Annotated in this window: 20 protein-coding genes; 15 read left to right on the forward strand and 5 right to left on the reverse strand. The window is 72.6% G+C overall.

Annotated elements, in window-relative coordinates:
* Positions 1-78: 78 nt before the first annotated feature.
* Positions 79-1,752 (reverse strand): electron transfer flavoprotein-ubiquinone oxidoreductase, encoded by a 1,674-nt coding sequence (locus ACLBYG_RS19025; RefSeq protein WP_447682435.1) that lies wholly within the window; start codon positions 1,750-1,752, stop codon positions 79-81.
* A gap of 237 nt (positions 1,753-1,989) precedes the next feature.
* Between ACLBYG_RS19025 and ACLBYG_RS19030 the strand changes: the two genes are divergently transcribed.
* A complete protein-coding gene (locus tag ACLBYG_RS19030) occupies positions 1,990-2,895 on the forward strand; it encodes a uracil-DNA glycosylase (protein ID WP_447682436.1) in 906 nt (301 codons plus the stop codon).
* A gap of 155 nt (positions 2,896-3,050) precedes the next feature.
* The gene (ypfJ, locus tag ACLBYG_RS19035; RefSeq protein ID WP_020094309.1) at positions 3,051-3,962 is read left to right on the forward strand and encodes a KPN_02809 family neutral zinc metallopeptidase; all 912 of its coding nucleotides are present in this window, start codon (positions 3,051-3,053) and stop codon (positions 3,960-3,962) included.
* Positions 3,963-4,109: 147 nt separating this feature from the next.
* On the opposite strand, the gene ACLBYG_RS19040 is transcribed toward ypfJ, so the two are convergent.
* Positions 4,110-4,370, reverse strand: coding sequence for a hypothetical protein (locus ACLBYG_RS19040; RefSeq protein WP_020094308.1), 261 nt, complete (start codon positions 4,368-4,370; stop codon positions 4,110-4,112).
* 195 nt (positions 4,371-4,565) lie between these two features.
* On the opposite strand from ACLBYG_RS19040, the gene ACLBYG_RS19045 reads away from it, so the two are divergent.
* A complete protein-coding gene (locus ACLBYG_RS19045) occupies positions 4,566-6,188 on the forward strand; it encodes an ABC-F family ATP-binding cassette domain-containing protein (RefSeq protein WP_091682716.1) in 1,623 nt (540 codons plus the stop codon).
* A gap of 118 nt (positions 6,189-6,306) precedes the next feature.
* Complete coding sequence (locus ACLBYG_RS19050; RefSeq protein ID WP_447682437.1) at positions 6,307-6,786, forward strand: hypothetical protein; 480 nt, start codon at positions 6,307-6,309, stop codon at positions 6,784-6,786.
* 49 nt (positions 6,787-6,835) lie between these two features.
* Here ACLBYG_RS19050 and mnmE read toward each other — a convergent pair whose 3' ends face one another.
* Complete coding sequence (gene mnmE / locus ACLBYG_RS19055) at positions 6,836-8,161, reverse strand: tRNA uridine-5-carboxymethylaminomethyl(34) synthesis GTPase MnmE (protein ID WP_447682438.1); 1,326 nt, start codon at positions 8,159-8,161, stop codon at positions 6,836-6,838.
* Positions 8,162-8,282: 121 nt separating this feature from the next.
* On the opposite strand from mnmE, the gene bla reads away from it, so the two are divergent.
* The 5 genes from bla (at position 8,283) to ACLBYG_RS19080 (ending at position 12,490) form a co-directional block, all read left to right on the forward strand.
* Positions 8,283-9,173 carry a class A beta-lactamase gene (gene bla, locus ACLBYG_RS19060; RefSeq protein ID WP_447682439.1) on the forward strand — a complete coding sequence of 297 codons (891 nt, stop codon included), beginning with the start codon at positions 8,283-8,285 and terminating at the stop codon, positions 9,171-9,173.
* A gap of 11 nt (positions 9,174-9,184) precedes the next feature.
* Positions 9,185-9,706, forward strand: a complete 522-nt coding sequence (locus ACLBYG_RS19065; protein ID WP_447682440.1) for an aminoacyl-tRNA deacylase — start codon at positions 9,185-9,187, stop codon at positions 9,704-9,706.
* A gap of 78 nt (positions 9,707-9,784) precedes the next feature.
* Positions 9,785-10,141, forward strand: a complete 357-nt coding sequence (locus tag ACLBYG_RS19070; RefSeq protein WP_020094302.1) for a hypothetical protein — start codon at positions 9,785-9,787, stop codon at positions 10,139-10,141.
* Positions 10,142-10,237: 96 nt separating this feature from the next.
* Positions 10,238-11,086, forward strand: coding sequence for a pantoate--beta-alanine ligase (panC, locus tag ACLBYG_RS19075; RefSeq protein WP_020094301.1), 849 nt, complete (start codon positions 10,238-10,240; stop codon positions 11,084-11,086).
* Positions 11,087-11,203: 117 nt separating this feature from the next.
* Positions 11,204-12,490 (forward strand): OprO/OprP family phosphate-selective porin, encoded by a 1,287-nt coding sequence (locus tag ACLBYG_RS19080; RefSeq protein WP_447682441.1) that lies wholly within the window; start codon positions 11,204-11,206, stop codon positions 12,488-12,490.
* Between the two features lie 39 nt (positions 12,491-12,529).
* Here ACLBYG_RS19080 and ACLBYG_RS19085 read toward each other — a convergent pair whose 3' ends face one another.
* Positions 12,530-14,065, reverse strand: coding sequence for an EAL domain-containing protein (locus tag ACLBYG_RS19085; protein WP_447682442.1), 1,536 nt, complete (start codon positions 14,063-14,065; stop codon positions 12,530-12,532).
* Between the two features lie 234 nt (positions 14,066-14,299).
* Between ACLBYG_RS19085 and ACLBYG_RS19090 the strand changes: the two genes are divergently transcribed.
* Positions 14,300-15,178, forward strand: a complete 879-nt coding sequence (locus ACLBYG_RS19090) for a MipA/OmpV family protein (protein ID WP_056533515.1) — start codon at positions 14,300-14,302, stop codon at positions 15,176-15,178.
* Positions 15,179-15,246: 68 nt separating this feature from the next.
* Positions 15,247-15,468, forward strand: a complete 222-nt coding sequence (locus ACLBYG_RS19095; RefSeq protein ID WP_026605107.1) for a heavy-metal-associated domain-containing protein — start codon at positions 15,247-15,249, stop codon at positions 15,466-15,468.
* A 137-nt stretch (positions 15,469-15,605) separates the two neighbouring features.
* Here the strand turns inward: ACLBYG_RS19095 and ACLBYG_RS19100 are convergent, their stop codons facing one another.
* On the reverse strand, positions 15,606-15,755 hold the full coding sequence (locus ACLBYG_RS19100; RefSeq protein ID WP_020094296.1) for a hypothetical protein: 150 nt from the start codon (positions 15,753-15,755) through the stop codon (positions 15,606-15,608).
* 406 nt (positions 15,756-16,161) lie between these two features.
* On the opposite strand from ACLBYG_RS19100, the gene mnmG reads away from it, so the two are divergent.
* From mnmG to ACLBYG_RS19120, 4 genes are all read left to right on the forward strand, one after another.
* Positions 16,162-18,063, forward strand: a complete 1,902-nt coding sequence (mnmG, locus tag ACLBYG_RS19105; protein WP_447682443.1) for a tRNA uridine-5-carboxymethylaminomethyl(34) synthesis enzyme MnmG — start codon at positions 16,162-16,164, stop codon at positions 18,061-18,063.
* Entirely contained in the window at positions 18,060-18,695 is a 636-nt protein-coding gene (rsmG, locus tag ACLBYG_RS19110; RefSeq protein WP_447682444.1) for a 16S rRNA (guanine(527)-N(7))-methyltransferase RsmG, read from the forward strand. Before mnmG ends, rsmG begins: the two co-directional genes overlap by 4 nt.
* Positions 18,692-19,549 (forward strand): ParA family protein, encoded by an 858-nt coding sequence (locus ACLBYG_RS19115; protein WP_020094293.1) that lies wholly within the window; start codon positions 18,692-18,694, stop codon positions 19,547-19,549. Before rsmG ends, ACLBYG_RS19115 begins: the two co-directional genes overlap by 4 nt.
* 61 nt (positions 19,550-19,610) lie before the next feature.
* On the forward strand, positions 19,611-20,504 hold the full coding sequence (locus ACLBYG_RS19120) for a ParB/RepB/Spo0J family partition protein (RefSeq protein ID WP_026605106.1): 894 nt from the start codon (positions 19,611-19,613) through the stop codon (positions 20,502-20,504).
* Positions 20,505-20,791: the final 287 nt, after the last annotated feature.

Genomic DNA, 20,791 nt, shown 5'->3' on the forward strand with positions numbered 1-20,791 from the left:
GCCCACGGAGCGGTTCACTGGATTGCTTCGCTGCGCTCGCAAAGACGTGAGCCTCGGCCCCTCGGCCGAGGGCTGACCTCACATGTTCGGGTAGTTCGGCCCGCCCGGACCCTCCGGCGTCACCCAGTCGATGTTCTGGTTCGGATCCTTGATGTCGCAGGTCTTGCAGTGGACGCAGTTCTGCGCGTTGATCTGGTAGCGCACGCCGTCGCGGGCTGAAGAATCCTCCACCCACTCGTAGACGCCGGCCGGGCAGTAGCGGCCGGACGGGCCGCCGTAGACGTCGTGCTCGGAGCGCTTCTGCAGCTCCATATCGCGGACCTTGAGGTGGGGCGGCTGGTCCTCCTCGTGGTTGGTGTTCGACAGGTAGACCGAGGAGAGCCGGTCGAAGGTCAGCTTGCCGTCCGGCTTCGGGTAGACGATCGGCGTCACCTCCGAGAGCGGCTTGAGGCAGGCGTGATCCGGCTTGCCGTGGGACAGCGTGCCGAACGGCGAGGCGCCGAGGATGCTGGTCGCCCACATGTCGATCCCGCCGAGCCCGACGCCGACCAGCGTGCCGTACTTGGACCAGAGCGGCTTGACGTTGCGCACCGCCTTCAGGTCCTGCCCGATCGGGCTGTCGCGCCATCCGGCCTCGTAGGCGGTGAGCTCGTCGCCGGCGCGGCCCGCCTTCAGGGCGTCCGCGATGGCGTCGGCCGCCTGCATGCCGGACAGCACCGCGTTGTGCGAGCCCTTGATCCGCGGCACGTTCACGAAGCCGGCCGAGCAGCCGACGAGGCACCCGCCGGGGAAGACCAGCTTGGGGACCGATTGCCAGCCGCCCTCCATGATGGCGCGCGCGCCGTAGCCGATGCGCTTGGCGCCCTCGAACGTCTCGGCGATCATCGGGTGGGTCTTGAAGCGCTGGAACTCCTCGAACGGCGACAGGGTCGGGTTCTCGTAGTTCAGGTGCGTGACGAAGCCGACCGAGAGCAGGTGGTCATCGAAGTGGTAGAGCCAGGAGCCGCCGCCGGCCTTGTTGGGCAGCGGCCAGCCCATCGTGTGCTGCACCAGCCCGGGCTCGAACTTGCCGGGCGCGAGCTGCCAGAGCTCCTTCACGCCGAGCCCGTACTTGAAGTGGTCGCTGTGCCGGTTGAGTTCGAACCGCTGGATCAGACCCTTGGTCAGGTTGCCGCGGGCGCCCTCGCCGAACACCGTGTACTTGGCGCGCAGCTCCATGCCGCGGGTGTAGTCCTCGCGCGGCTCGCCGGACCGGCCGATGCCGAGATCGCCCGTGGCGACGCCCGCCACGGCGCCGTTGCCGTCGAACAGCACCTCGGAGGCCGGGAAACCCGGGTAGATCTCGACGCCGAGCGCCTCGGCCTGGGCGCCGAGGTACTTGCAGACGTTCGAGAGCGAGCCGACGAAGTTGCCGTGGTTCGACATGAGCTTAGGGAAGAACACGTTCGGCAGGGTGATGCCGCTGTTCTTGGTGAGCATCATGAACTCGTCGCGCTGCACCTCCGTCTTGAGCGGCCGCTCCGGGTCCTGGCGCCACTCCGGCAGGAGCCGGTCGAGGCCGATCGGGTCGATCACCGCCCCCGACAGGATGTGGGCGCCGACCTCCGAGCCCTTCTCGACGACGACGACCGAGATCTCCTCGCCGATCTCGGCGGCGCGCTGCTTCAGGCGGATCGCGGTGGCGAGGCCGGCCGGGCCGGCGCCCACCACGACCACGTCGAAATCCATGCTCTCGCGTTCGGGCAGCGCCATCCTCGGGTTCCTTTTCTTGTTCCGGCGCCCGGTTCGTCGCCGGGCCGGCCTTCCTGATGCCGTCTCAAGCGATTCCAAGCTAGAAAGGCAAGTTGCCGACGCTCAAGCTCAAGGCAAAGTTCCCTTTGCCGCAGGGAACGGCGTCACAGCGCTGCGCCGCGCCGCGCTGTTCGGTCACGCAAGTCCTTGCCACCCGGAGCGATTCGGCGAGTTGTCCACAGGCCCCGGCGATCCCACATGCTGAGTCCCATGCCGAGCCCCACCGACGCGCAAGCCGACCTGATCGCCTATCTCGACTTCCACGTGGAGGCCGGGGCCGACGCGGCGCTCGACGAGCACCCGCACGACCGCTTCAACGAGGCCGATACGCCGGCCCCGACCCTGCGCGCCGCGCGCCGCGCGGCATCCCGGGCCGCCGAGCCGTCCGCCAGCCCGGTCGCCAACACGCTCGTGCCGCCCCCCGGATCGCTGCCCCCGGGCACGGCCGCGCCCACCGCGGCGCCGCGGACCTTCGGCCGCGCCGCCAGCGCCCAGCCCGACGAGGCCGCGAGCGACGCCCGTGCCCGGGCGCGGCAGGCCAAGTCCCTCGACGAGCTCGAACGGATTCTCGCGGATTTCGACGCCTGCCCGCTGCGCTTCACGGCGAAGAACCTCGTCTTCGCCGACGGCAATCCCGAGGCGCGGGTGATGTTTCTCGGCGAGGCGCCCGGCGCCGACGAGGACCGGATCGGCAAGCCGTTCATGGGCCGCTCGGGACAGCTCCTCGACAAGATGATGAAGGCGGTCGGGCTCGACCGGACGAGCGCCTATATCGGCAACATCGTGCCCTGGCGGCCGCCGGGCAACCGCAACCCGACCCCCCAGGAGGTGGCGGTGTGCCGGCCCTTCGTGGAGCGCCAGATAGAGCTCGTCGACCCGGACATCATCGTCTGCCTCGGCGCGCCCGCGACCCAGACGCTGACCGGCACCAAGGACGGCATCCTGCGGACCCGAGGCCGCCTCTTCCCGTACAAGTTGCCGAGCCGCGAGGTGAAGCTGCTCGCCACGCTCCACCCGGCCTTCCTGCTGCGCCAGCCGGTCCAGAAGCGTCTCGCGTGGCGGGACTTCCGGTCCCTGCGCGCCCTCCTCGACGGGAAAGCGTGACCGCGAGCTTGACCGGAGTGACGGAACCGGCTCTCCCCTCCCGCCATTAGAGCTTCGTTCCCGCTGCTGGCGCGCCATCGGCCGGACACGACGACGCACAGCCAATCCCGGCCCCCCCGAGGCGGCCGGCGCAGCACCGATGGCGGGACCCAACCATGCGCTGGGAAGATCTACGCAGCTCCGACAACGTCGAGGATCGCCGGGGCGAGGGCGGCGGCGGTGGCGGCATGGGCTTTCCCGGCGGCGGCGCCGGCGGGCTCGGCATCGGCACCATCGTGGTGCTGCTGATCATCAGCTACTTCACGGGCATCAACCCGGCGATCCTGATCGGCGGCGCCCAGCAGATCGGTGGCGGCGGCCGCAGCCAGCAGGAGCAGGTCGACCCGCAGACCCAGGCCAAGCGGCGCCAGGCCCCGACCGACGAGAGCGGCCGGTTCGCCTCCAAGATCCTCGGCAACACCGAGGACGTGTGGAGTCAGATCCTGCCGCAGCAGACCGGCAAGCAGTACACCCCGACGACGCTGGTGCTCTACACCGGCGGCACGCGCTCCGGCTGCGGCTCGGCCCAGGCCGCGATGGGCCCGTTCTACTGCCCGCTCGACAAGAAGGTCTATCTCGACACCGGCTTCTTCAAGGAGATGGCCTCGAAGTTCGGCGTGAAGGGCGACTTCGCCTACGCGTACGTGATCGCCCACGAGGTCGGCCACCACGTCCAGGACGTGCTCGGCATCCTCGGCAAGGTCCAGCAGCGCCAGCAGCAGGCCTCCAGCAAGACCGAGGCGAACGCCCTCTCGGTGCGGATCGAGCTGATGGCCGACTGCCTCGCCGGCGTCTGGGCCAAGAACTCCAATGACAAGTACGCCGAGCTCGAGCAGGGCGACATCGACGAGGCGCTGAACGCCGCCGCGCAGATCGGCGACGACGCGCTCCAGCAGCGCTCGCGGGGCTACGTGGTGCCGGATTCCTTCACCCACGGCTCCTCGGCCCAGCGCCAGCGCTGGTTCATGGCCGGCTACAAGAGCGGCCAGACCAAGTCCTGCGACACGTTCCGGACGGCCAACAACTGAAGGCGGATCGCGGCTTCACGAGCCGTCCCCGTCATCGCGAGCGCAGCGAAGCGACCCGGGGTAACGTGACGTCGCCGGATGTGGCGCCGCTGGATTGCTTCGCTCCTCTCGCACTGACGGCGCGCGGAGATCCGGCGGCCACGCGCCTCACCCCCGGCTCAGCCGCCGGGCGTTGGCCTGAACCTTCCGCCGGTAGCTGCGGATCACCTTGCCGTTCGAGGCGCCCGCGGCGAGCATGAGCGCCGCCTCGCCGGCGGCCAGCATCTTCTCCGTCACCATGAGCTGCGCCTCGGCCTGGGCCGCGGGGCCGCCGAGGGCGAACATCGCCATGCGCTGGGCGATGACGCCCTGCGCCTCCAGCCCCAGCATGGCCATGTCCATGCCCGTCATCCACCAACCGAACAGCATCGCGATCCTCATGTTGCCCAGGGCAACGGCCGAGCCTCATCCTGGGTCCCGGGATGCGCCCAGGCCTGCGCCGGACGCAAGCGTTATCCCGCACTGCGGCACCCTGCCTTTGCGCCGCGTCGGCCGATGCCGTAAGCGGCCGGGATACTCCCGGACACCTTCCGGACAGCGACCTCCCGGACAGCGCCCGCCGCCATGATACGCCTGGACAAGATCACCAAGCAGAACGGGCGGCAGCTCGTCTTCATCGAGGCCTCGGCCGCCCTCCAGCGGGGCGAGAAGGTCGGCCTGGTCGGCCCGAACGGGGCCGGCAAGACCACCCTGTTCCGGATGATCATCGGCCAGGAGCAGCCCGACGAGGGGCAGGTCGCGGCCGACCGGGGCATCACCATCGGCTATTTCAGCCAGGACGTCGGCGAGATGTCGGGCCGCAGCGTCGTCACCGAGGTGATGGACGGCGCCGGCCCGGTGAGCGCGGTCGCGGCCGAGCTCGCCGAGCTCGGCGCGGCGCTCGCCGACCCGGACCGCGCCGACGAGATGGACGCCCTGGTCGAGCGCTACGGCGAGGTCCAGGCCCGGTTCGAGGAGCTCGACGGCTACGCCCTGGAGGGCCGGGCCCGCGAGGTGCTCGACGGGCTGAGCTTCAGCCAGGAGATGATGGACGGCGACGTTGGCGCCCTCTCGGGCGGCTGGAAGATGCGCGTCGCGCTCGCGCGGATCCTGCTGATGCGCCCGGACGTGATGCTCCTCGACGAGCCGTCCAACCACCTCGACATCGAGAGCCTGATCTGGCTCGAATCGTTCCTGAAGGCCTACGACGGCGCCCTGCTGATGACCTCGCACGACCGCGAGTTCATGAACCGCATCGTCACCAAGGTCATCGAGATCGACGGCGGCGCGCTGACCACCTACTCGGGCGACTACGCCTTCTACGAGGGCCAGCGGAAGCTCAACGAAGCGCAGCAGCAGGCGCAGTTCGAGCGCCAGCAGGCGATGCTGGCGAAGGAGATCGCCTTCATCGAGCGGTTCAAGGCCCGGGCCTCCCACGCCGCCCAGGTGCAGAGCCGGGTGAAGAAGCTCGACAAGATCGAGCGCGTTGAGCCGCCCCGGCGGCGGCAATCGGTGGCCTTCGAGTTCCAGCCGGCACCGCGCTCGGGCGACGACGTCGTGATGCTCAAGGGCGTGAACAAGCGCTACGGCAGCCGCACGATCTACGAGGGGCTCGACTTCTCGGTGCGGCGCAAGGAGCGCTGGTGCGTGATGGGCATCAACGGCGCCGGCAAGTCGACGCTGCTCAAGCTCGTCACCGGCACCACCGCGCCCGACGACGGCTCGGTCACGGTCGGCGGCAGCGTCAAGCTCGGCTACTTCGCCCAGCACGCCATGGACCTGCTCGACGGCGACCGCACGGTGTTCCAGACCTTGGAGGATTCCTTCCCGCAGGCCGGCCAGGGGTCGCTGCGGGCGCTGGCCGGCTGCTTCGGCTTCTCGGGCGACGACGTCGAGAAGCGCTGCCGGGTGCTCTCGGGCGGCGAGAAGGCCCGGCTGGTCATGGCGCTGATGCTCTACGACCCGCCGAACTTCCTGGTGCTCGACGAGCCGACCAACCACCTCGACATGGGCACCAAGGAGATGCTGATCGAGGCGCTGGCCAACTACGAGGGGACGATGCTGTTCGTGTCGCACGACCGGCACTTCCTGGCCGCCCTCTCGAACCGGGTCCTTGAGGTCACGCCGGAGGGCATCCACCAGTACGGCGGCGGCTACACCGAGTATGTGGCCCGCACCGGCCAGGAGGCGCCCGGCCTCCGGAGCTGACGGTCCGCTCCGTCCTCGCGGGCGCAGCGTTCCGGCCGGGAGCCCTGCGACCGGCGCGCCGCTATCGCCCCCCGGCGCCCCGCGCTAGGCTGCGCGGAAACGGCCCGGGTGAGACGCCGTGCGACGCCTGCTGAAATTCCTCCATACGATGGGGTCCGCGGGGCTGCTGGGGGCCATGGCGTCCCTGGTCGTCATGCTGAGCCTGGCGCCCGCGCCGTCCGCCCTGACGGGCTACGCGGCGATGCGGGGCGCGATGGGCGCCGTCGCCACCTGGATCTTCCTGCCCGCCCTGGCGGTGACGCTGATGTCGGGCCTGCTGGCGATGGCGCTGAACCGCGCCTTCCTCAACGCCGGATGGGCGTGGGTGAAGCTCGCCACCGGCGTCCTGATGTTCGAGGGCGGGCTGGTCTACGTCCAGGGCCCGATGAAGCAGGAGGCGGAGCAGAGTGCCCGCGTGCTGGCGGGCCTCATCGACCCCGCGGTGCTGGCCGTCTCGCTGACCGGCGAGCGCGGCACCCTCTGGGTCCTGCTGGCGGTCGCGACCGCGAACGTGGCGCTCGGGATCTGGCGGCCGCGGATCCTGCGGATCCCCCAGTAGCGAAGCCGCGTCGGGCCCGATCCAGCCCGATTGGTTGCCGGCTTTAAATCTATTTCCCGATGCAGAACCCGCTGAACAGCCGGTCAAGAACGTCCTCGACGCCGACATGGCCCGCGACCGCGCCGAGCGCCCGCACCGCGAGCCGCAGATCCTCCGCGGCCAGCTCCGGGAGACCGCCCGCACTCCCCGAGACGCGATCGAGATGGCCGATGCAGGCCTCCAGCGCGGCCCTGTGCCGGGCGCGGGTGATGAGCGCGTCGCCGGTGCCGAGACCGTCCGTGGCCGCGGCCTGGATCGCATCGAGCAGGGCATCCATGCCGGCGCCGGTATGGGCCGAGACCGTCACGTCCGCCGGATCACCCCCTTGTTCTGAGCCGGCAAAAAGATCGGCTTTGGTACGCACGGTCAGGATCGGGCCGCGCGCCGGCCCGAGGTCCGGGACCGCGCCGCCGGGGGGCACGAGGGCGACCACGAGATCGGCCGTGTCGATCCGCGCCCGCGTCCGCACGATCCCCGCCGCCTCGATCGGCTCCACGGTCTCGCGGAGCCCGGCCGTGTCGACCAGCATGACCGGGAGGCCGCCGAGGTCGAGCCGCACCTCGATGGCGTCGCGGGTCGTCCCCGGGCTGTCCGACACAATGGCCACGTCCCGTCGGCTCAGCGCGTTCAGCAGGGTCGATTTCCCGCTGTTGGGAGCCCCCGCCAGCACCACCATGAACCCGTCACGCAGGCGCTCGCCGCGCTGGCCGTCGCGCAACGCCGCGGCGATCGCGTCGCGCAGGCGGGCGGCGCGGTCGAGCAGCGCCGCGTCGAGCCCGGCATCGTCAACGTCCCCCTCGTCGGCGAAGTCCAGCGCGGCCTCCGCGGCGGCGAGGCAGTCGATCGCCTCCGCGCGCCACGCGGCCACCTGCCGGCTGAGCGCGCCGTCGAGCTGGCGCAGGGCCTGCCGGCGCTGGCCCTCGGTCTCCGCGTCGATCAGGTCGGCGACGGCCTCTGCCTCGGCGAGATCCATCCGCCCGTTGAGGACGGCCCGCCGGGTGAAAGCCCCAGGCTCGGCGGCCCGACAGCCCGGGAGGCGGGCGAGGGTGGCGAGGACACACATCCGCACGGCCGTGCCGCCGTGCAGGTGCAGCTCGCCCATATCCTCGCCGCTGTAGGTGTCGGGCCCGGGAAACCACGCCACCAGCGCCCGGTCGAGCTCGGTGCCGTCGCGGGGATCCCGGAGGCTCCGCAGCGACAGCCGGCGGGGCGGCGGCAGGCGTCCGCCCAGGGCGACGAGCGCGTCGCGCGCGGCCGGGCCGCTGATGCGGATCACCGCGACAGCGGCCCGGCCGAAGCCGCTGGCCGGCGCGAAGAGGGTGTCAGTATCGATCATGGTCCCACAGGCCGCGCGAGGGGCGGAGTTTCACGTGAAACAATCGCGGCCGCCCTATACCATCCCAGCGCCGACGCGCCGCGCCCGCTTGCGCCGTCGCGGTCTCGAACGGGGATGCGCCATGATCGTCTGGACCCGCCGCGCCGTCGGCCTCGGCCTGCTCGCCGCGCCCCTCACCGCGTCCCTCGCCCTGCGCGCGCGCGCCGCGGAGGCCGAGCCGGACTGGGCCGCCATCGAGCACCGGCTCGGCGGCCGCCTCGGGATCGCGGCCGCCTCGGCGGACCGCGTCCTCGCCGCCTACCGCGCCGACGCGCGCTTCCCGATGTGCAGCACCTTCAAGGCGCTGGCGGTGGCGGCGGTCCTGGCGCGGGTCGATGTCGGCCGCGAGACCCTCGACCGGGTCGTCAGCTACGGGCCCGGCGACCTCCTGAGCTACGCGCCCGTGACCCGGAAGGCGCTGGAGGCCGGCGCCGGGACCGGGCGGATGCGCGTCGCGGACCTGTGCGCGGCCACGCTGATCTGGAGCGACAACACGGCCGCCAACCTGCTCCTGGCGGATCTCGGCGGCCCCGAGGCGCTGACCGCGTGGCTGCGGACCACCGGCGATCCCGTCACCCGCCTCGACCGGACCGAGCCGACCCTCAACACCGCACTGCCCGGCGACCCGCGCGACACGACCACGCCGGACGCCATGCGGGCGACCCTGGGCCGTGTCCTCCTCGGAACCGTCCTGTCGCCGGACTCGCGCGCCCGGCTGGAGGCCTGGATGGTCGCCTGCGAGACCGGCCGGAAGCGCCTGCGGGCCGGCCTGCCGCCCGACTGGATCGCGGGCGACAAGACCGGGAGCGGCGACAACGGCACCGTCAACGACGTCGCGATCCTCCGGCCGCCGGGGCGCGCGCCGATCCTCGCGGCGGTCTACGTCACGGAATCGACCGCCTCCCCCGACACCTGCGCGGCGGCCTACGCGGAGATCGGCCGCCTCATCGCCGCGCGCGCCCATTCGACGTGACCGGACGAACCATGAAGACAGCCGCCAAGACACCCAACAAGACACCCAACAAGACACTTTCCAAGACGACCCGCGCGACGCTCGCCCTCGACAAGGCCGGCATCCGGTACAGCCTCCACGTCTACGCGTACGATCCGGACGCGCCGCGCATCGGCCTGCAGGCCGCGGAGGCGCTCGGGGTGGACCCGGGACGCGTGCTGAAGACCCTGATGGCGTCGGTCGACGGACGGACGGTCTGCCTGCTCGTGGCCTCCGACAGGGAGGTGTCGATGAAGCGGGTCGCCGCCGCCTTCTCGGGCAAGGCCGCGTCCATGCTCAAGCCGGCCGATGCCGAGCGGCTGACCGGCTACCATGTCGGCGGGATCAGCCCGCTCGGACAGAAGCGGTCCTTCCCGACCGCGATCGACGCCGGATCCCTGACCGAGCCGGCGGCCGAGATCCACGTCAACGGCGGCGGCCGCGGCTTGCAGATCCGGCTGACCGAGGGCGATCTGGCCGCCGTCCTGGACGCCCTCGTCGTGTCGCTGACGTGATCCCGCGGTAATCACTCGTTTACCCTGCCGTCGCACGGTGTCGCCTTCCGACAGAGACGAAGGCGGCGCAGGGGCGGCATGCGGGAAACGGCGCGCAGGGCGGTGACGGCGCTCGGACTCGTCCTGCTGCTCGCGGTACCGGGCCGGGCGGCCGATCTCGACGTCCGCTACGGCGCCGAGGCGGGCGTGGGCGGCAGCCCCCGCTTCTTCCCGCGCAACGACGGCCTCGACCGTCGGCCGGTCTACGCGGTCCGGTCCCGTCGCGTGCCGGTGGGCTGCACGCCCCGGCGGGTGCCCGTGCCGACCAACGCCCCGGACGATCCGAGCTACGTCGGCTCCGAGTACGGCCTGGGGCATCCGAGCTATTACGGCTTCACGCCGCCGCTGGGCGTGGACGATCCCTTCGGGCGCTCCCTCCTGCCCTACTGCCCCTGACGCCGATCGCGACGACGGGATCCGGCGTCGACTGCCGGATTCCACCGCTCCCCATCATGCTCTAGACCGGCCCTGCCCTCCCCCGGAGCCCGTGCCGTGTCCGAGTCGACCTTCCAGTCCTTCCGCGACCTCGCAGCCCTGCGCGGATGCGTGGCCGCATGGCGCGCGGCGGGCGAGCGCGTCGTCCTGATCCCGACCATGGGCGCCCTGCACGACGGGCACCTCGCCCTCGTGGCCGAGGCGCGGCGGATCGGCCGCCGGACCGTGGCCAGCATCTTCGTCAATCCGACCCAGTTCGGCCCGAACGAGGATTTCGCCCGCTATCCGCGCGACCTCGACGCGGATCTGGCCCTGCTGGCGGGGGCCGGCGCGGACGCCGCCTGGACGCCCGGCGTCGAGACCATGTACCCGCCGGGCTTCGCCACCCGGATCGAGGTCGCGGGCCTGACCGAGGGGCTGTGCGGGCCGTTCCGGCCCGGCCATTTCGCCGGCGTCGCCACGGTGGTGACCAAGCTCCTCAACCAGGTCCGGCCGGACGTCGCCCTGTTCGGCGAGAAGGACTTCCAGCAGCTCCGCGTGCTTCAGCAGGTGGCCGCGGATCTCGACCTCGCGGTGGAGATCCGCGGCGTGCCGACCGTGCGCGAGCCCGACGGCCTCGCGCTGTCGTCGCGCAACCGCTACCTCTCGGCCGAGGAGCGCGCCGTCGCCCCGAAGCTCCAGGCCGTCCTGGCCGAGATCGCCTCCGCCTCCCGCAACGGCACCCCGGTGGCCGGCCGGATCGCCGCCGGGCGGGCGGCGCTGGAGGCGGCGGGGTTCCGCGTCCAGTACCTCGCGGTCTGCGACGCCCGGACCCTGGTGCCGGTGGAGCGGGTCGACGGCCCGGCCCGGGTCATCGCCGCGGCCTTCCTGGGCCGGACCCGGCTGATCGACAATCGCGCCGTCTAGGCCGGCGCCGGTCCGACCACCGACGGTCGTGGCCGCCGGGCCACGACGCGCGGATTTCCGGCTTTGACTGCGCCAGGTGATTGGCGCCGCCCGGCCGACCTGCTCTCTGCTGGTCGCGTGATCGGAACGCGCACCGCACCGGCCATCCTGGCCGTGTCCCTCGTCCTGGCGGGCCCCGCCGGCGCCGGCGAGGACGCGTTCGAGGGGATGGCCGGCCCTTACGGCGAGCGCCTGCGCTACGACGCGAAGGGGTTGACGCTCACCTTCCCCGAGCCCGACGTGAAGCTCCGGATCGGCGGGCGGCTCCACATCGACGGCGGCGCGGCGGGTTTCAGCCGGCCGGACCTGCCCGAGGCCTTCCCCGACAACGTCGCCGTGCGCCGGGCCTGGATCGAGCCGACGCTCACGATCGGCCGCGACTGGGTGATCGCCTTCCAGTACGATTTCGCGGACCCGATGCTGCCGATCAACGACGCGCTGGTCGCCTGGAAGGGGCTGCCGGACACGATCGTGACGCTCGGCAACATGAAGGAGCCCTTCAGCCTGGAATGGCTGCAGAGCAACAACGACACGCTGTTCGCCGAGCGCTCGGTGGCCAACGCCCTCGTGCCGGAGCGCCGGTTCGGCCTCGCGGCCGGGCACCACGGGGCGGCCTGGACCGCGGTGGCCGGCGTGTTCGGCAACGCCGCCAGCAGCGGCATCGACGGGGACGGCGTCGCGGTCGCGGCCCGCGCCACCGTCGCGCCGATCATGGAAGGGGACGAGACCCTGCATCTCGGTCTCGCCGGAGTCTTCCGCAGCCGGTCCCGGTCGGATGGGGCCTTCAGCTTCTCCAGCCCCGCCGGCGCCTTCCTGTTCGACCGCCCCCTGGTGGATACCGGGGACCTCCCCGACGCCGCCAGCGTGTCGCGCCTCGGCGCCGAGCTGGCCTATCGCCGCGGCCCGTTCCTGCTGCAGGCCGAGTACATCCGGGCCGCGTTGCAGCCGTTCCGCGGTCCCGGCCAACCCGGCACCGCGCTCGATTTCCAGGGCGGCTACGTCGAGGCGGCCCTGGTGCTCAACGGCGAGGGCCGCGCCTACGCGCTGACGCCGCAGAGCGGCACCACCTACGCGACCTTCCGGGGCGTGGCTGTTCCGGAGGCGCAACGACTCTCCCGGGGCGGGATCGGGGTGTTCGAGCTGGCGGTGCGCTACAGCGCCGTCGACCTGGACGCCCGGGGCTTCCGCGGGGGCATGGAGCAGGACGTGACCCTCGGTCTGAGCTGGTATCCCGAACCCAACCTCCGGTTGATCGGGAACGTCGTGCACGGGCGCGTGCAGCCGGGGGTGGCCCAGGCCGAGACGCTGGGTACCCGCCCGTTCACGGTCGACACGGTGATCGCGCGCCTGCAGATCTACTGGTGACGGGACCGCCGGCCCGGCAGCGTGCCCGGGCACGGCCCCTCACACGGCCCTGCGCAGGACCGACCGGAACGGGCGCCGCTCCGGCTCCGGCGGGGGCGTCGGCTCCTCGGCGGGCGGGGTCGCCAGGACCTCCGCGCGCACCGGGCGCGGGGCCGCGAAGGCCGTCCCCTGCGCGAACGGTACGTCGAGGTCGATCAGGTCCGGGACGTCGGCCTCGTCGGCGACGCCCGTGGCGACGACGCGGATCCCGGCCCGGGCCAGGGCCGGCGCGGTGTCCTCCAGGGCGATGTCCGACAGGCTGCTGCGGCCCGCGCCGGGCCGGAGCAGCATCTCCGCCGGCACCTTGACCTGCCCGATGCCGAGCGCCGCGAGTTCGGCGGCGTCGAAGCGGAGGTCGTCCGGGCGGTCGAGGCTGAACCCGATCCGGCCCTGCAGGGGCGCGAGCAGGCCCCGCTGGCCGGCATCGAGACGGCGCCAGCTCTCCTGCGGCAGCGCGATGGTCAGGCCGGCCAGGGCCGGATCGTCGGCGGCCGTGCGGGCCAGCTCGCGCAGGAGGCCGGGCTCGAACAGCGACAGCGGCGACAGCCCGTAGGTCAGCAGGGTCTCGCTGCCGCGCCGGGCGAGGTGGCGCGCCACGATCGTGGCCCGCTGCAGCATGCGGCGGTCGAGTTCGGTGGTGCGCCCGTAGCGCTCCAGTACCGGCAGGAAGATCTCGGGCTCGGCCGGCGGCGCGCCGGGGCCGCCGATCCGCAGCCGGGCCAGCGCCTCGTAGGCCACCACCTTGCGCTGCGGCAGGGTGACCACCGGCTGCAGGTGGATCTCCAGACCGTCCCCCTCGAAGGCCGCGACGATCGCGCCCTCGTCCGCGGGGGGAATCGCGGGGCGGGGCGGGATCGGCCGCGGCGGGATCGGCCGCGCCGGGACGGACGGGGCCGAGGCCGGGGCGAGCTGAGACCGGGGCGGGACTTGCTCGAGCGGGGCGGCCTGAACCTGCGGAGGCGGTACCGGCACGGGCTGCGGCGACGGGGCCGCTGCGGCATCCGGAAGGGCTGCGCCGGGCACCGCGGGCATTGGCCGGGGCGCCTCGGCGGGTGCGATCGCGGGCCTGATCTCGGGCGCGATCTCCGGCCTCGCCTTGAGGCCCGCGATCTCGGCATCCTGGGCGCTCACGACCGTGGTGAGGTCGCGGACGATCCCGCTGAGGAGCCCGAACTCGACGGTCAGTTCCTCGATCTGGGCGCGCAGGGCGGCCTCGGCGGTCTCGGGCCGCGGCTGGGCCGCCGCGGTCGCGGCCGCCGTCTCGACCTTGAGCAGGCGCCGGGACAGCAGATCGACCTCGCTGGACAGCTTCTCGCAGCGCGCCTTGAGGGTGGCGATACGGGTCAGGGCGAGACCGCCCGCCAGGGCGGCCGCGGCGCCGAGCGTCAGGGCACTCCAGAGCGGCAGGAACACCGCGAGCGGCCCGAGAACGACGAGCCCGAGAAGGCCGACCGTCAGCAGCCCCGCGTACCGGCCGAGGACCGGGACCATCGTCTGAACACCTGCCGGGAACGCGCGCCGGTCGCCGGGGGACATCCCGAGCGATCCCCACCGGGCGCGAACCGAATCGCAGGATCTTTGGCCGCCCGCACCCCGCCCGGCAAGGCTCAGGGACCGCGATGGCGCGCCGCCGCCTGTTAATTCCGCGCGGTGTGACGCCCGCGCCCGCTGGAACGTTGCGGATTCATCACGGCGGACCCGATTGCGGGGCGATCCGGGGAGGGTTGCGCGGCTTGCGAATGCGGACGGGATGAAAAAGGATCATAAAGCGTGGCCATGACGCCCGCCCCCCCGCGTACTCCCCGATTTCGCGCCGTTCTCGGCGCCGGCGCGCTCCTCGCGACCCTCGGCACGACGGCGCCGCGGGCCGCGGATCTCGGCGCGGATCTTCCGCGCACCACGCCGACCTTCGCGATGGTCGATCCCAACACTTGGATCGTCACGCTCAGCGGCTCGATCCAGGCCGTGCCGCGCTACCCGGGCGCGAGCGACTACACGGCCGTCGGCTACCCGTCGATCGACATCCGCCGGGTCGGCGAGCCGCGCCGGTTCTCGACGCCGGATGACGGGTTCAGCTTCTCGCTCTTCGACACCGAGTCGTTCCGCATCGGCCCGACCGCGCGCTTCGTGCCGGGGCGCTACTACGGCGACGACCGGCGCCACCTGTACGGTTTCCGCGACGCCCGCTTCGCCGTGGAGCCCGGCGTGTTCGCGGAGTTCTACCCGGTCTCGTTCATCCGGACCCGCGTCGAGCTGCGCCAGGGCGTCTACGGGCACCACGGAACGGTCGGCTCGGTGGCGGCCGACTACCTGATCCCGGCGGAGAAGTTCCTGTTCTCCATCGGGCCGCGCCTCAATGTCGGCGATGCCAGCTACGCCCGGAAGTACTTCGGCGTCTCGCCGATCGAGGCGGCGCTGAACGGGCGCGTCACCCCCTACGATCCGCGCAGCTTCTACTCGGCCGGCGTGCTCGGCGGCGTGACCTACACGCAGAGCGAGACCTGGGCCTACACGGCCTATGCCGGCTACACCCGGATCCTGGGCGCCTCCGGCAACAGCCCGCTGGTGCGGCGCCCGTTCGGCAACCCCAACCAGTATCAGTTCGGCCTGCGCATCGATTACGCCTTCCGCATGCCGGCGCTGTTCTGAGCCGACATCCGGCTTGCGCCGGCCCCGCCGGGCCCCGACATCCCGGGGAAGCGGTTATGGAGGCCCCGATGGACGAGACGCGCGCCGACCTGCTGATGCGGGTCGAGGGCATGACCTGCGACGGCTGCGCCGCCGCGGTGACCCGCACGGTGAAGCGGATCGATCCCGCGGCCGACGTGCAGGTCGACCGGGACGCCGCGCGCGTGGCGATCCGCACCGACGCGCAGGCGCTGACCATCGCCGAGGCCCTGACCAAGGCCGGCTACACCGCGACGGCCATGACCGGCTGAGCCGGCTCGGCGCCCCGCGTTCGCGGGCCGCGGGAGGCACCGTGCGGCTGTCCGCGCGCGGTGCGGTCATCCCGGCCGGCGCGACGCTCGGCCGGGAAGCCTGGCGGGAAGCCTGGCCCGAGACGACGCGCCCCCCCTCAGGAGCGGCTCAGGAACATCCCGGTCAGGAGCAGGGCGAAGCCCGCGAGGCCGAACAGGCCTTCCTTGCGCCGGGTGCGGTCGAGGAAATGGGCGGCGGCGCCGGCCGCGCAACAGGCGGCGCCCAGGCCGATTGTCAGCGACGACATCTCGAGTCTCCTCCTCGCGCGTCGCTCGGCGGCGCGGCGAAAACGGTCCCTCTCGTGGGCCTGCCGGACGGCGTTGTCCGCACAGGATCGCGTCACGGCGCAAGATTTGCACGGCCCGCAGCTGCTGACAAGGCGCGACGCCCAAGTCCTCGCGGGATCCGCGACAGCAACGCGCGCGGGAACGACAGATCTTCACGCGACGGGCGTTCTGAATACCGCATCCAGAGTATCCGCCGGCGCCGGCGAAGGGTGCGTCGTTGCGGCGGACGGGACGCGTTGACCCGCGCGCCTTCGCGCGCTTAGACCTCCCGGCAGATCCGCCGGTCCCGCGCCCACCCGCCGTGCACGGCCCGGGGCGCTCCTCGCACCCGCGGCGGGATGTCCGCGAAAGGCTGCTCGGTACCCGATGCTCACCCCCTCCTCCGCCCGGTTCGACGTCGCGGTCGTCGGCGGCGGCCATGCCGGCGTCGAGGCCGCCGCCGCCGCGGCGCGCTGCGGCGCGCGCACCGCGCTGGTCACCCACGATCCGGCGACGATCGGGGCGATGTCCTGCAACCCGGCGATCGGCGGCCTCGGCAAGGGCCACCTCGTCCGCGAGGTCGATGCCCTGGACGGGCTGATGGGCCGGGTCGCCGACGCGGCCGGCATCCAGTTCCGCCTGCTCAACCGCCGCAAGGGACCGGCGGTGCGCGGCCCCCGGACCCAGGCCGACCGCAAGCTCTACGCGGCCGCCATGCAGGCGGCCGTGGCCGGGACCGAGGGGCTGACGGTCATCGCCGGCGCCTGCGAGGACCTGGCCTTCGACGCCGAAGGCCGCCTCCGCGGCCTCGTCCTGGCCGACGGCCGGACCCTCGCCTGCGGCGCGGTGGTGCTGACCACCGGCACGTTCCTGCGCGGCCTGATCCATATCGGCGAGCGGCAGATCCCGGCGGGCCGCGTCGGCGAGGCGCCGGCGGTCGGGCTGGCGCGGACCCTCGACCGGATCGGCCTGCGCCTCGGGCGCCTGAAGACCGGCACGCCCCCGCGCCTCGACGGGCGGACCATCGACTGGTCCGGCCTGGAGATGCAGGAGGCCGACGCCGAGCCGGTGCCGTTCTCGACGCTGACCGAGCGGATCACGACGCCGCAGATCCGCTGCGGCATCACCCGGACGAGCCGGGCCGTCCACGACCTGATCCGCGCCAACCTGCACCGCTCGCCGATGTATTCCGGCGGCATCGCCAGCCGGGGCCCGCGCTACTGCCCGTCGATCGAGGACAAGGTCGTGCGCTTCGGCGACCGGGAGGGCCACCAGATCTTCCTGGAGCCCGAAGGTCTCGACGACCCGACGATCTACCCGAACGGCATCTCCACGGCGCTGCCGGAAGAGGTGCAGCGCGATCTCGTCCGCCTGATCCCCGGGCTGGAGCGGGCCGCGATCCTGAGGCCGGGCTACGCCATCGAGTACGATTACGTGGACCCCCGGGAACTCGACATCGGCCTCCAGGTGAAGAGCCTGCCGGGCCTGTTCCTGGCCGGCCAGATCAACGGCACGACGGGCTACGAGGAGGCCGCCGGCCAGGGGCTGGTGGCCGGCCTCAACGCCGCCCGGCACGCGGGCGGCCTCGGTATCGCGGGCTTCGACCGGGCCGAGTCGTATCTCGGCGTGATGATCGACGACCTCGTGACCCAGGGGGTCAGCGAGCCGTACCGGATGTTCACCTCGCGCTCGGAGTACCGGCTGTCCCTGCGGGTCGACAACGCCGACGCCCGGCTGACGCCGCGCGGGATCGCGCTGGGCTGCGTCGGAGGACACAGGGCGGCCCATTTCGCGGCCGGGCAGGCGGCGCTCGACGCGGCGCGCGCCCGCCTCGACGCGGTGAGCCTGACGCCGAGCCAGGCCGCGGCCCACGGGATCGTCCTGAACCGCGACGGCATCCGCCGCACCGGCTTCCAGCTCCTCGCCTACCCGGAGATCGGCTGGTCCGACCTGGCGGCGGTGTGGCCGGACCTCGCCGAGGTCGCCCCGCGGATCGCCGACCGGATGAAGACCGACGCGACCTACGCGGTCTATCTCGACCGGCAGGACGCCGACATCGCGGCCTTCCGCCGGGACGAGGCCGTGCGCCTGCCGGCGGGGCTGGACTACGCGGCGATCAGCGGCCTCTCGAACGAGATGCGGGTGAAGCTCGAGACCGTCCGCCCCGGGACCCTCGGACAGGCGGCGCGGATCGAGGGCGTGACGCCGGCTGCCCTCACCCTGCTGGCCGCCCACGCGCGGCGCGGGGCCCGCGCGGCGTCGGCCCCCGCGGACCGGCTCCCGGCATGAGCGATCCGGATCGCACCCGTATCCTGGCGGCGGCCGGTGTTTCACGTGAAACAGCCGAGCGGCTCGACCTCTACGTGGCGCAGCTGCGGCGCTGGCAGCCGATCAAGAACCTTGTCGGCCCCGCGACGCTGGCGGAGGTCTGGAGCCGCCACATCGACGACGCGCTGCAGCTCCTCGACCTCGCGCCGGAGGCCCGCACGTGGCTCGATCTCGGCTCCGGCGCGGGCATCCCGGGCCTGATCCTGGCCATCGCCGGCCAGGAGCGCGGCGTCCGGGTCGACCTCGTCGAGAGCAACGCGCGCAAGTGCGCGTTCCTCACCGAGACCGCCCGGCTCACCGGGGCGCCGGCCCGGGTGCGCAACGCCCGCATCGAGGCGGTGATCGGCGAGTACGTCGGGACCGACGTGGTCTGCGCCCGCGCCCTCGCCCCGATGGCGCAGCTCCTCGCCTGGACGGAGCCTCTGTTGAAAACGGGCACCACCGGCCTGTTTCCGAAGGGGCGGGACGTACAAGCCGAATTGACCCAGGCCGGCGCGCAGTGGAGAGTCGTTAACGACCTCGTGCCGAGCCGGACCGATTCCGAAGCCCGGATCGTGCGCGTCACTGCCCTCGCCGCCCCGAGCCACCGATGAGCGAAGCGATCCTCGGCGACCCCGCCGACAGGTCCATGGATTCATCCATGCGACGCCCTCTGCGCGTTCTGGCGCTCGCCAACCAGAAGGGCGGCGTCGGCAAGACCACGACCGCGATCAACCTCGGCACCGCCCTGGCGGCGATCGGCGAGGACGTGCTGGTCGTCGATCTCGACCCGCAGGGCAACGCCTCCACGGGTCTCGGGATCGACCGCGCCAAGCGCCGGGTCTCGACCTACGAGGTCATGGCCGGCGAGGCCTCGCTGGCGCAGGCGGTGGTCCCCACCGCCGTGCCGCGGCTGTCGCTGGCACCCTCGACCATGGACCTCCTCGGCCTGGAGCTTGAGCTGGCCACCCTCCCCGACCGGGCGCACCGGCTGCGCGGCGTGCTAAAGAGCCTGACCCAGGCGCCGAGCCTCAGCCGGATCAGCTACGTGCTGATCGACTGCCCGCCCTCGCTCAACCTGCTGACCATCAACGCGCTGGCGGCCGCCGACGCGGTGCTGGTGCCGCTGCAGTGCGAGTTCTTCGCCCTGGAGGGCCTCAGCCAGCTGCTGCGCACCGTCGAGCAGGTCCGCGGCGCCCTGAACCCGAAGCTGACGATCCAGGGCATCGTGCTGACGATGTTCGACCCGCGCAACAACCTCTCCGCCCAGGTCGTGGCGGACGTGCGCGGCTTCATGGGCGACAAGGTCTACGAGACCGTGATCCCCCGCAACGTCCGGATCTCCGAGGCGCCCTCGCACGGGAAGCCGGCGCTGCTGTACGACCTGAAATGCGCCGGCAGTCAGGCCTACCTGCGTCTCGCCTCGGAGGTGATCCAGCGCGAGGGCCGGGTTCCGGCCGCGGCCTGACGGGTTTGAGTCCCCCTCCCGGTTCGAGGGGCGAGTGTGGAGCGTGACACGGGTGGCGATCATGGCGGAGGAGGGGGCGAAGCCTCGACTGGGGCGCGGGCTCGCGGCGCTGATCGGTGACTTCAACGAGGCCGGCAAGGCTTCGGCCAAGGCCGAGGAGCAGCGCCGGGTTCCGATCGAGTTCCTGCGCGCCAACCCGCGCAATCCGCGCCGGAGCTTCGCCGAGACGGAGCTGTCCGAGCTGGCGGCCTCGATCGGCCAGCGGGGCATCATCCAGCCGATCGTGGTCCGCCCGATCGGTGACGTGCCCGGGACCTTCGAGATCGTAGCCGGCGAGCGGCGCTGGCGGGCCGCCCAGCGCGCCGGCCTCGACGAGGTGCCGGTGGTGGTGGTCGAGATCGACGACCGCGGCTCCCTGGAATTCGCCATCCTGGAGAACGTCCAGCGCACCGACCTCAACGCGATCGAGGAGGCGTCCGGCTACGAGCGCCTGATGAAGGATTTCTCGTACACCCAGAAGGAGCTGGCCGAGATCCTCGGCAAGAGCCGCAGCCACCTCGCCAACACGCTCCGGCTGCTCAACCTGCCGCTGTCCGTGCAGGAGCGGGTCACCGCGGGCGAGCTGACCGCCGGCCACGCGCGCGCGCTGCTGGCCGTGCGCGATCCGGAGGCGACGGCGCGGCGCGTCGTGGCCGAGAGCCTGTCGGTCCGGGACGTGGAGGCGATCGCCTCCGCGGAGGCCGCCCCGGCCGAGACGCCCCGCCCCGGGCGCCCGCGCCTCTCGGCCGAGCGTCCCGCGACGGTGCGCGACCTGGAACTGCGGATCCACCGGGCCCTCGGCGTCCCGGTCTCCTACAAGCCCAAGGACGCCGATTCGGGCGAGATCCGCATCCGCTACGAGACCCAGGACGAGCTGCAGGCCCTCCTCAACCGGTTCAAGGTCTCGGACGCCTGAGGAACCGTCCCGGCCAGCCCGGGGGCCCGGGCTCAGCGAGCCCGGCGCAGGCCCGGCGCGGGCCCGGCACGAGGGCGGCCAGCAGGCCGCGGCGCGCGGAGGCAGAGGGCGTGGTGTCTCGCTCAGGTCAGGCGGTCCGGGCCGGGCGATGGAGCACCGACATCGCGCGTCGGTGTCCGCGTCGGGTCGTGTCGCAGCCCTCTCGCATGCGGGCCTCTCCGGCCAAGACTGTCGCGCGGTAACCCCCCTCTCCGGTGCGGGAAAGGCAATCCGCGCCGCCGGCGGCG

The organism is Methylobacterium sp. D53M, from assembly GCF_053345625.1.

Bases quoted from the DNA above. Each gene is read 5' to 3' on its own strand.
- ACLBYG_RS19025 (WP_447682435.1), bottom strand. From the start codon at position 1,752: ATGGCGCTGCCCGAACGCGAGAGCATGGATTTCGACGTGGTCGTGGTG.
- ACLBYG_RS19030 (WP_447682436.1), top strand. From the start codon at position 1,990: ATGCTGAGTCCCATGCCGAGCCCCACCGACGCGCAAGCCGACCTGATC.
- ypfJ (WP_020094309.1), top strand. From the start codon at position 3,051: ATGCGCTGGGAAGATCTACGCAGCTCCGACAACGTCGAGGATCGCCGG.
- ACLBYG_RS19040 (WP_020094308.1), bottom strand. From the start codon at position 4,370: ATGCTGTTCGGTTGGTGGATGACGGGCATGGACATGGCCATGCTGGGG.
- ACLBYG_RS19045 (WP_091682716.1), top strand. From the start codon at position 4,566: ATGATACGCCTGGACAAGATCACCAAGCAGAACGGGCGGCAGCTCGTC.
- mnmE (WP_447682438.1), bottom strand. From the start codon at position 8,161: ATGATCGATACTGACACCCTCTTCGCGCCGGCCAGCGGCTTCGGCCGG.
- bla (WP_447682439.1), top strand. From the start codon at position 8,283: ATGATCGTCTGGACCCGCCGCGCCGTCGGCCTCGGCCTGCTCGCCGCG.
- ACLBYG_RS19065 (WP_447682440.1), top strand. From the start codon at position 9,185: ATGAAGACAGCCGCCAAGACACCCAACAAGACACCCAACAAGACACTT.
- ACLBYG_RS19070 (WP_020094302.1), top strand. From the start codon at position 9,785: ATGCGGGAAACGGCGCGCAGGGCGGTGACGGCGCTCGGACTCGTCCTG.
- ACLBYG_RS19085 (WP_447682442.1), bottom strand. From the start codon at position 14,065: ATGTCCCCCGGCGACCGGCGCGCGTTCCCGGCAGGTGTTCAGACGATG.
- ACLBYG_RS19095 (WP_026605107.1), top strand. From the start codon at position 15,247: ATGGACGAGACGCGCGCCGACCTGCTGATGCGGGTCGAGGGCATGACC.
- ACLBYG_RS19100 (WP_020094296.1), bottom strand. From the start codon at position 15,755: ATGTCGTCGCTGACAATCGGCCTGGGCGCCGCCTGTTGCGCGGCCGGC.
- mnmG (WP_447682443.1), top strand. From the start codon at position 16,162: ATGCTCACCCCCTCCTCCGCCCGGTTCGACGTCGCGGTCGTCGGCGGC.
- rsmG (WP_447682444.1), top strand. From the start codon at position 18,060: ATGAGCGATCCGGATCGCACCCGTATCCTGGCGGCGGCCGGTGTTTCA.
- ACLBYG_RS19115 (WP_020094293.1), top strand. From the start codon at position 18,692: ATGAGCGAAGCGATCCTCGGCGACCCCGCCGACAGGTCCATGGATTCA.
- ACLBYG_RS19120 (WP_026605106.1), top strand. From the start codon at position 19,611: ATGGCGGAGGAGGGGGCGAAGCCTCGACTGGGGCGCGGGCTCGCGGCG.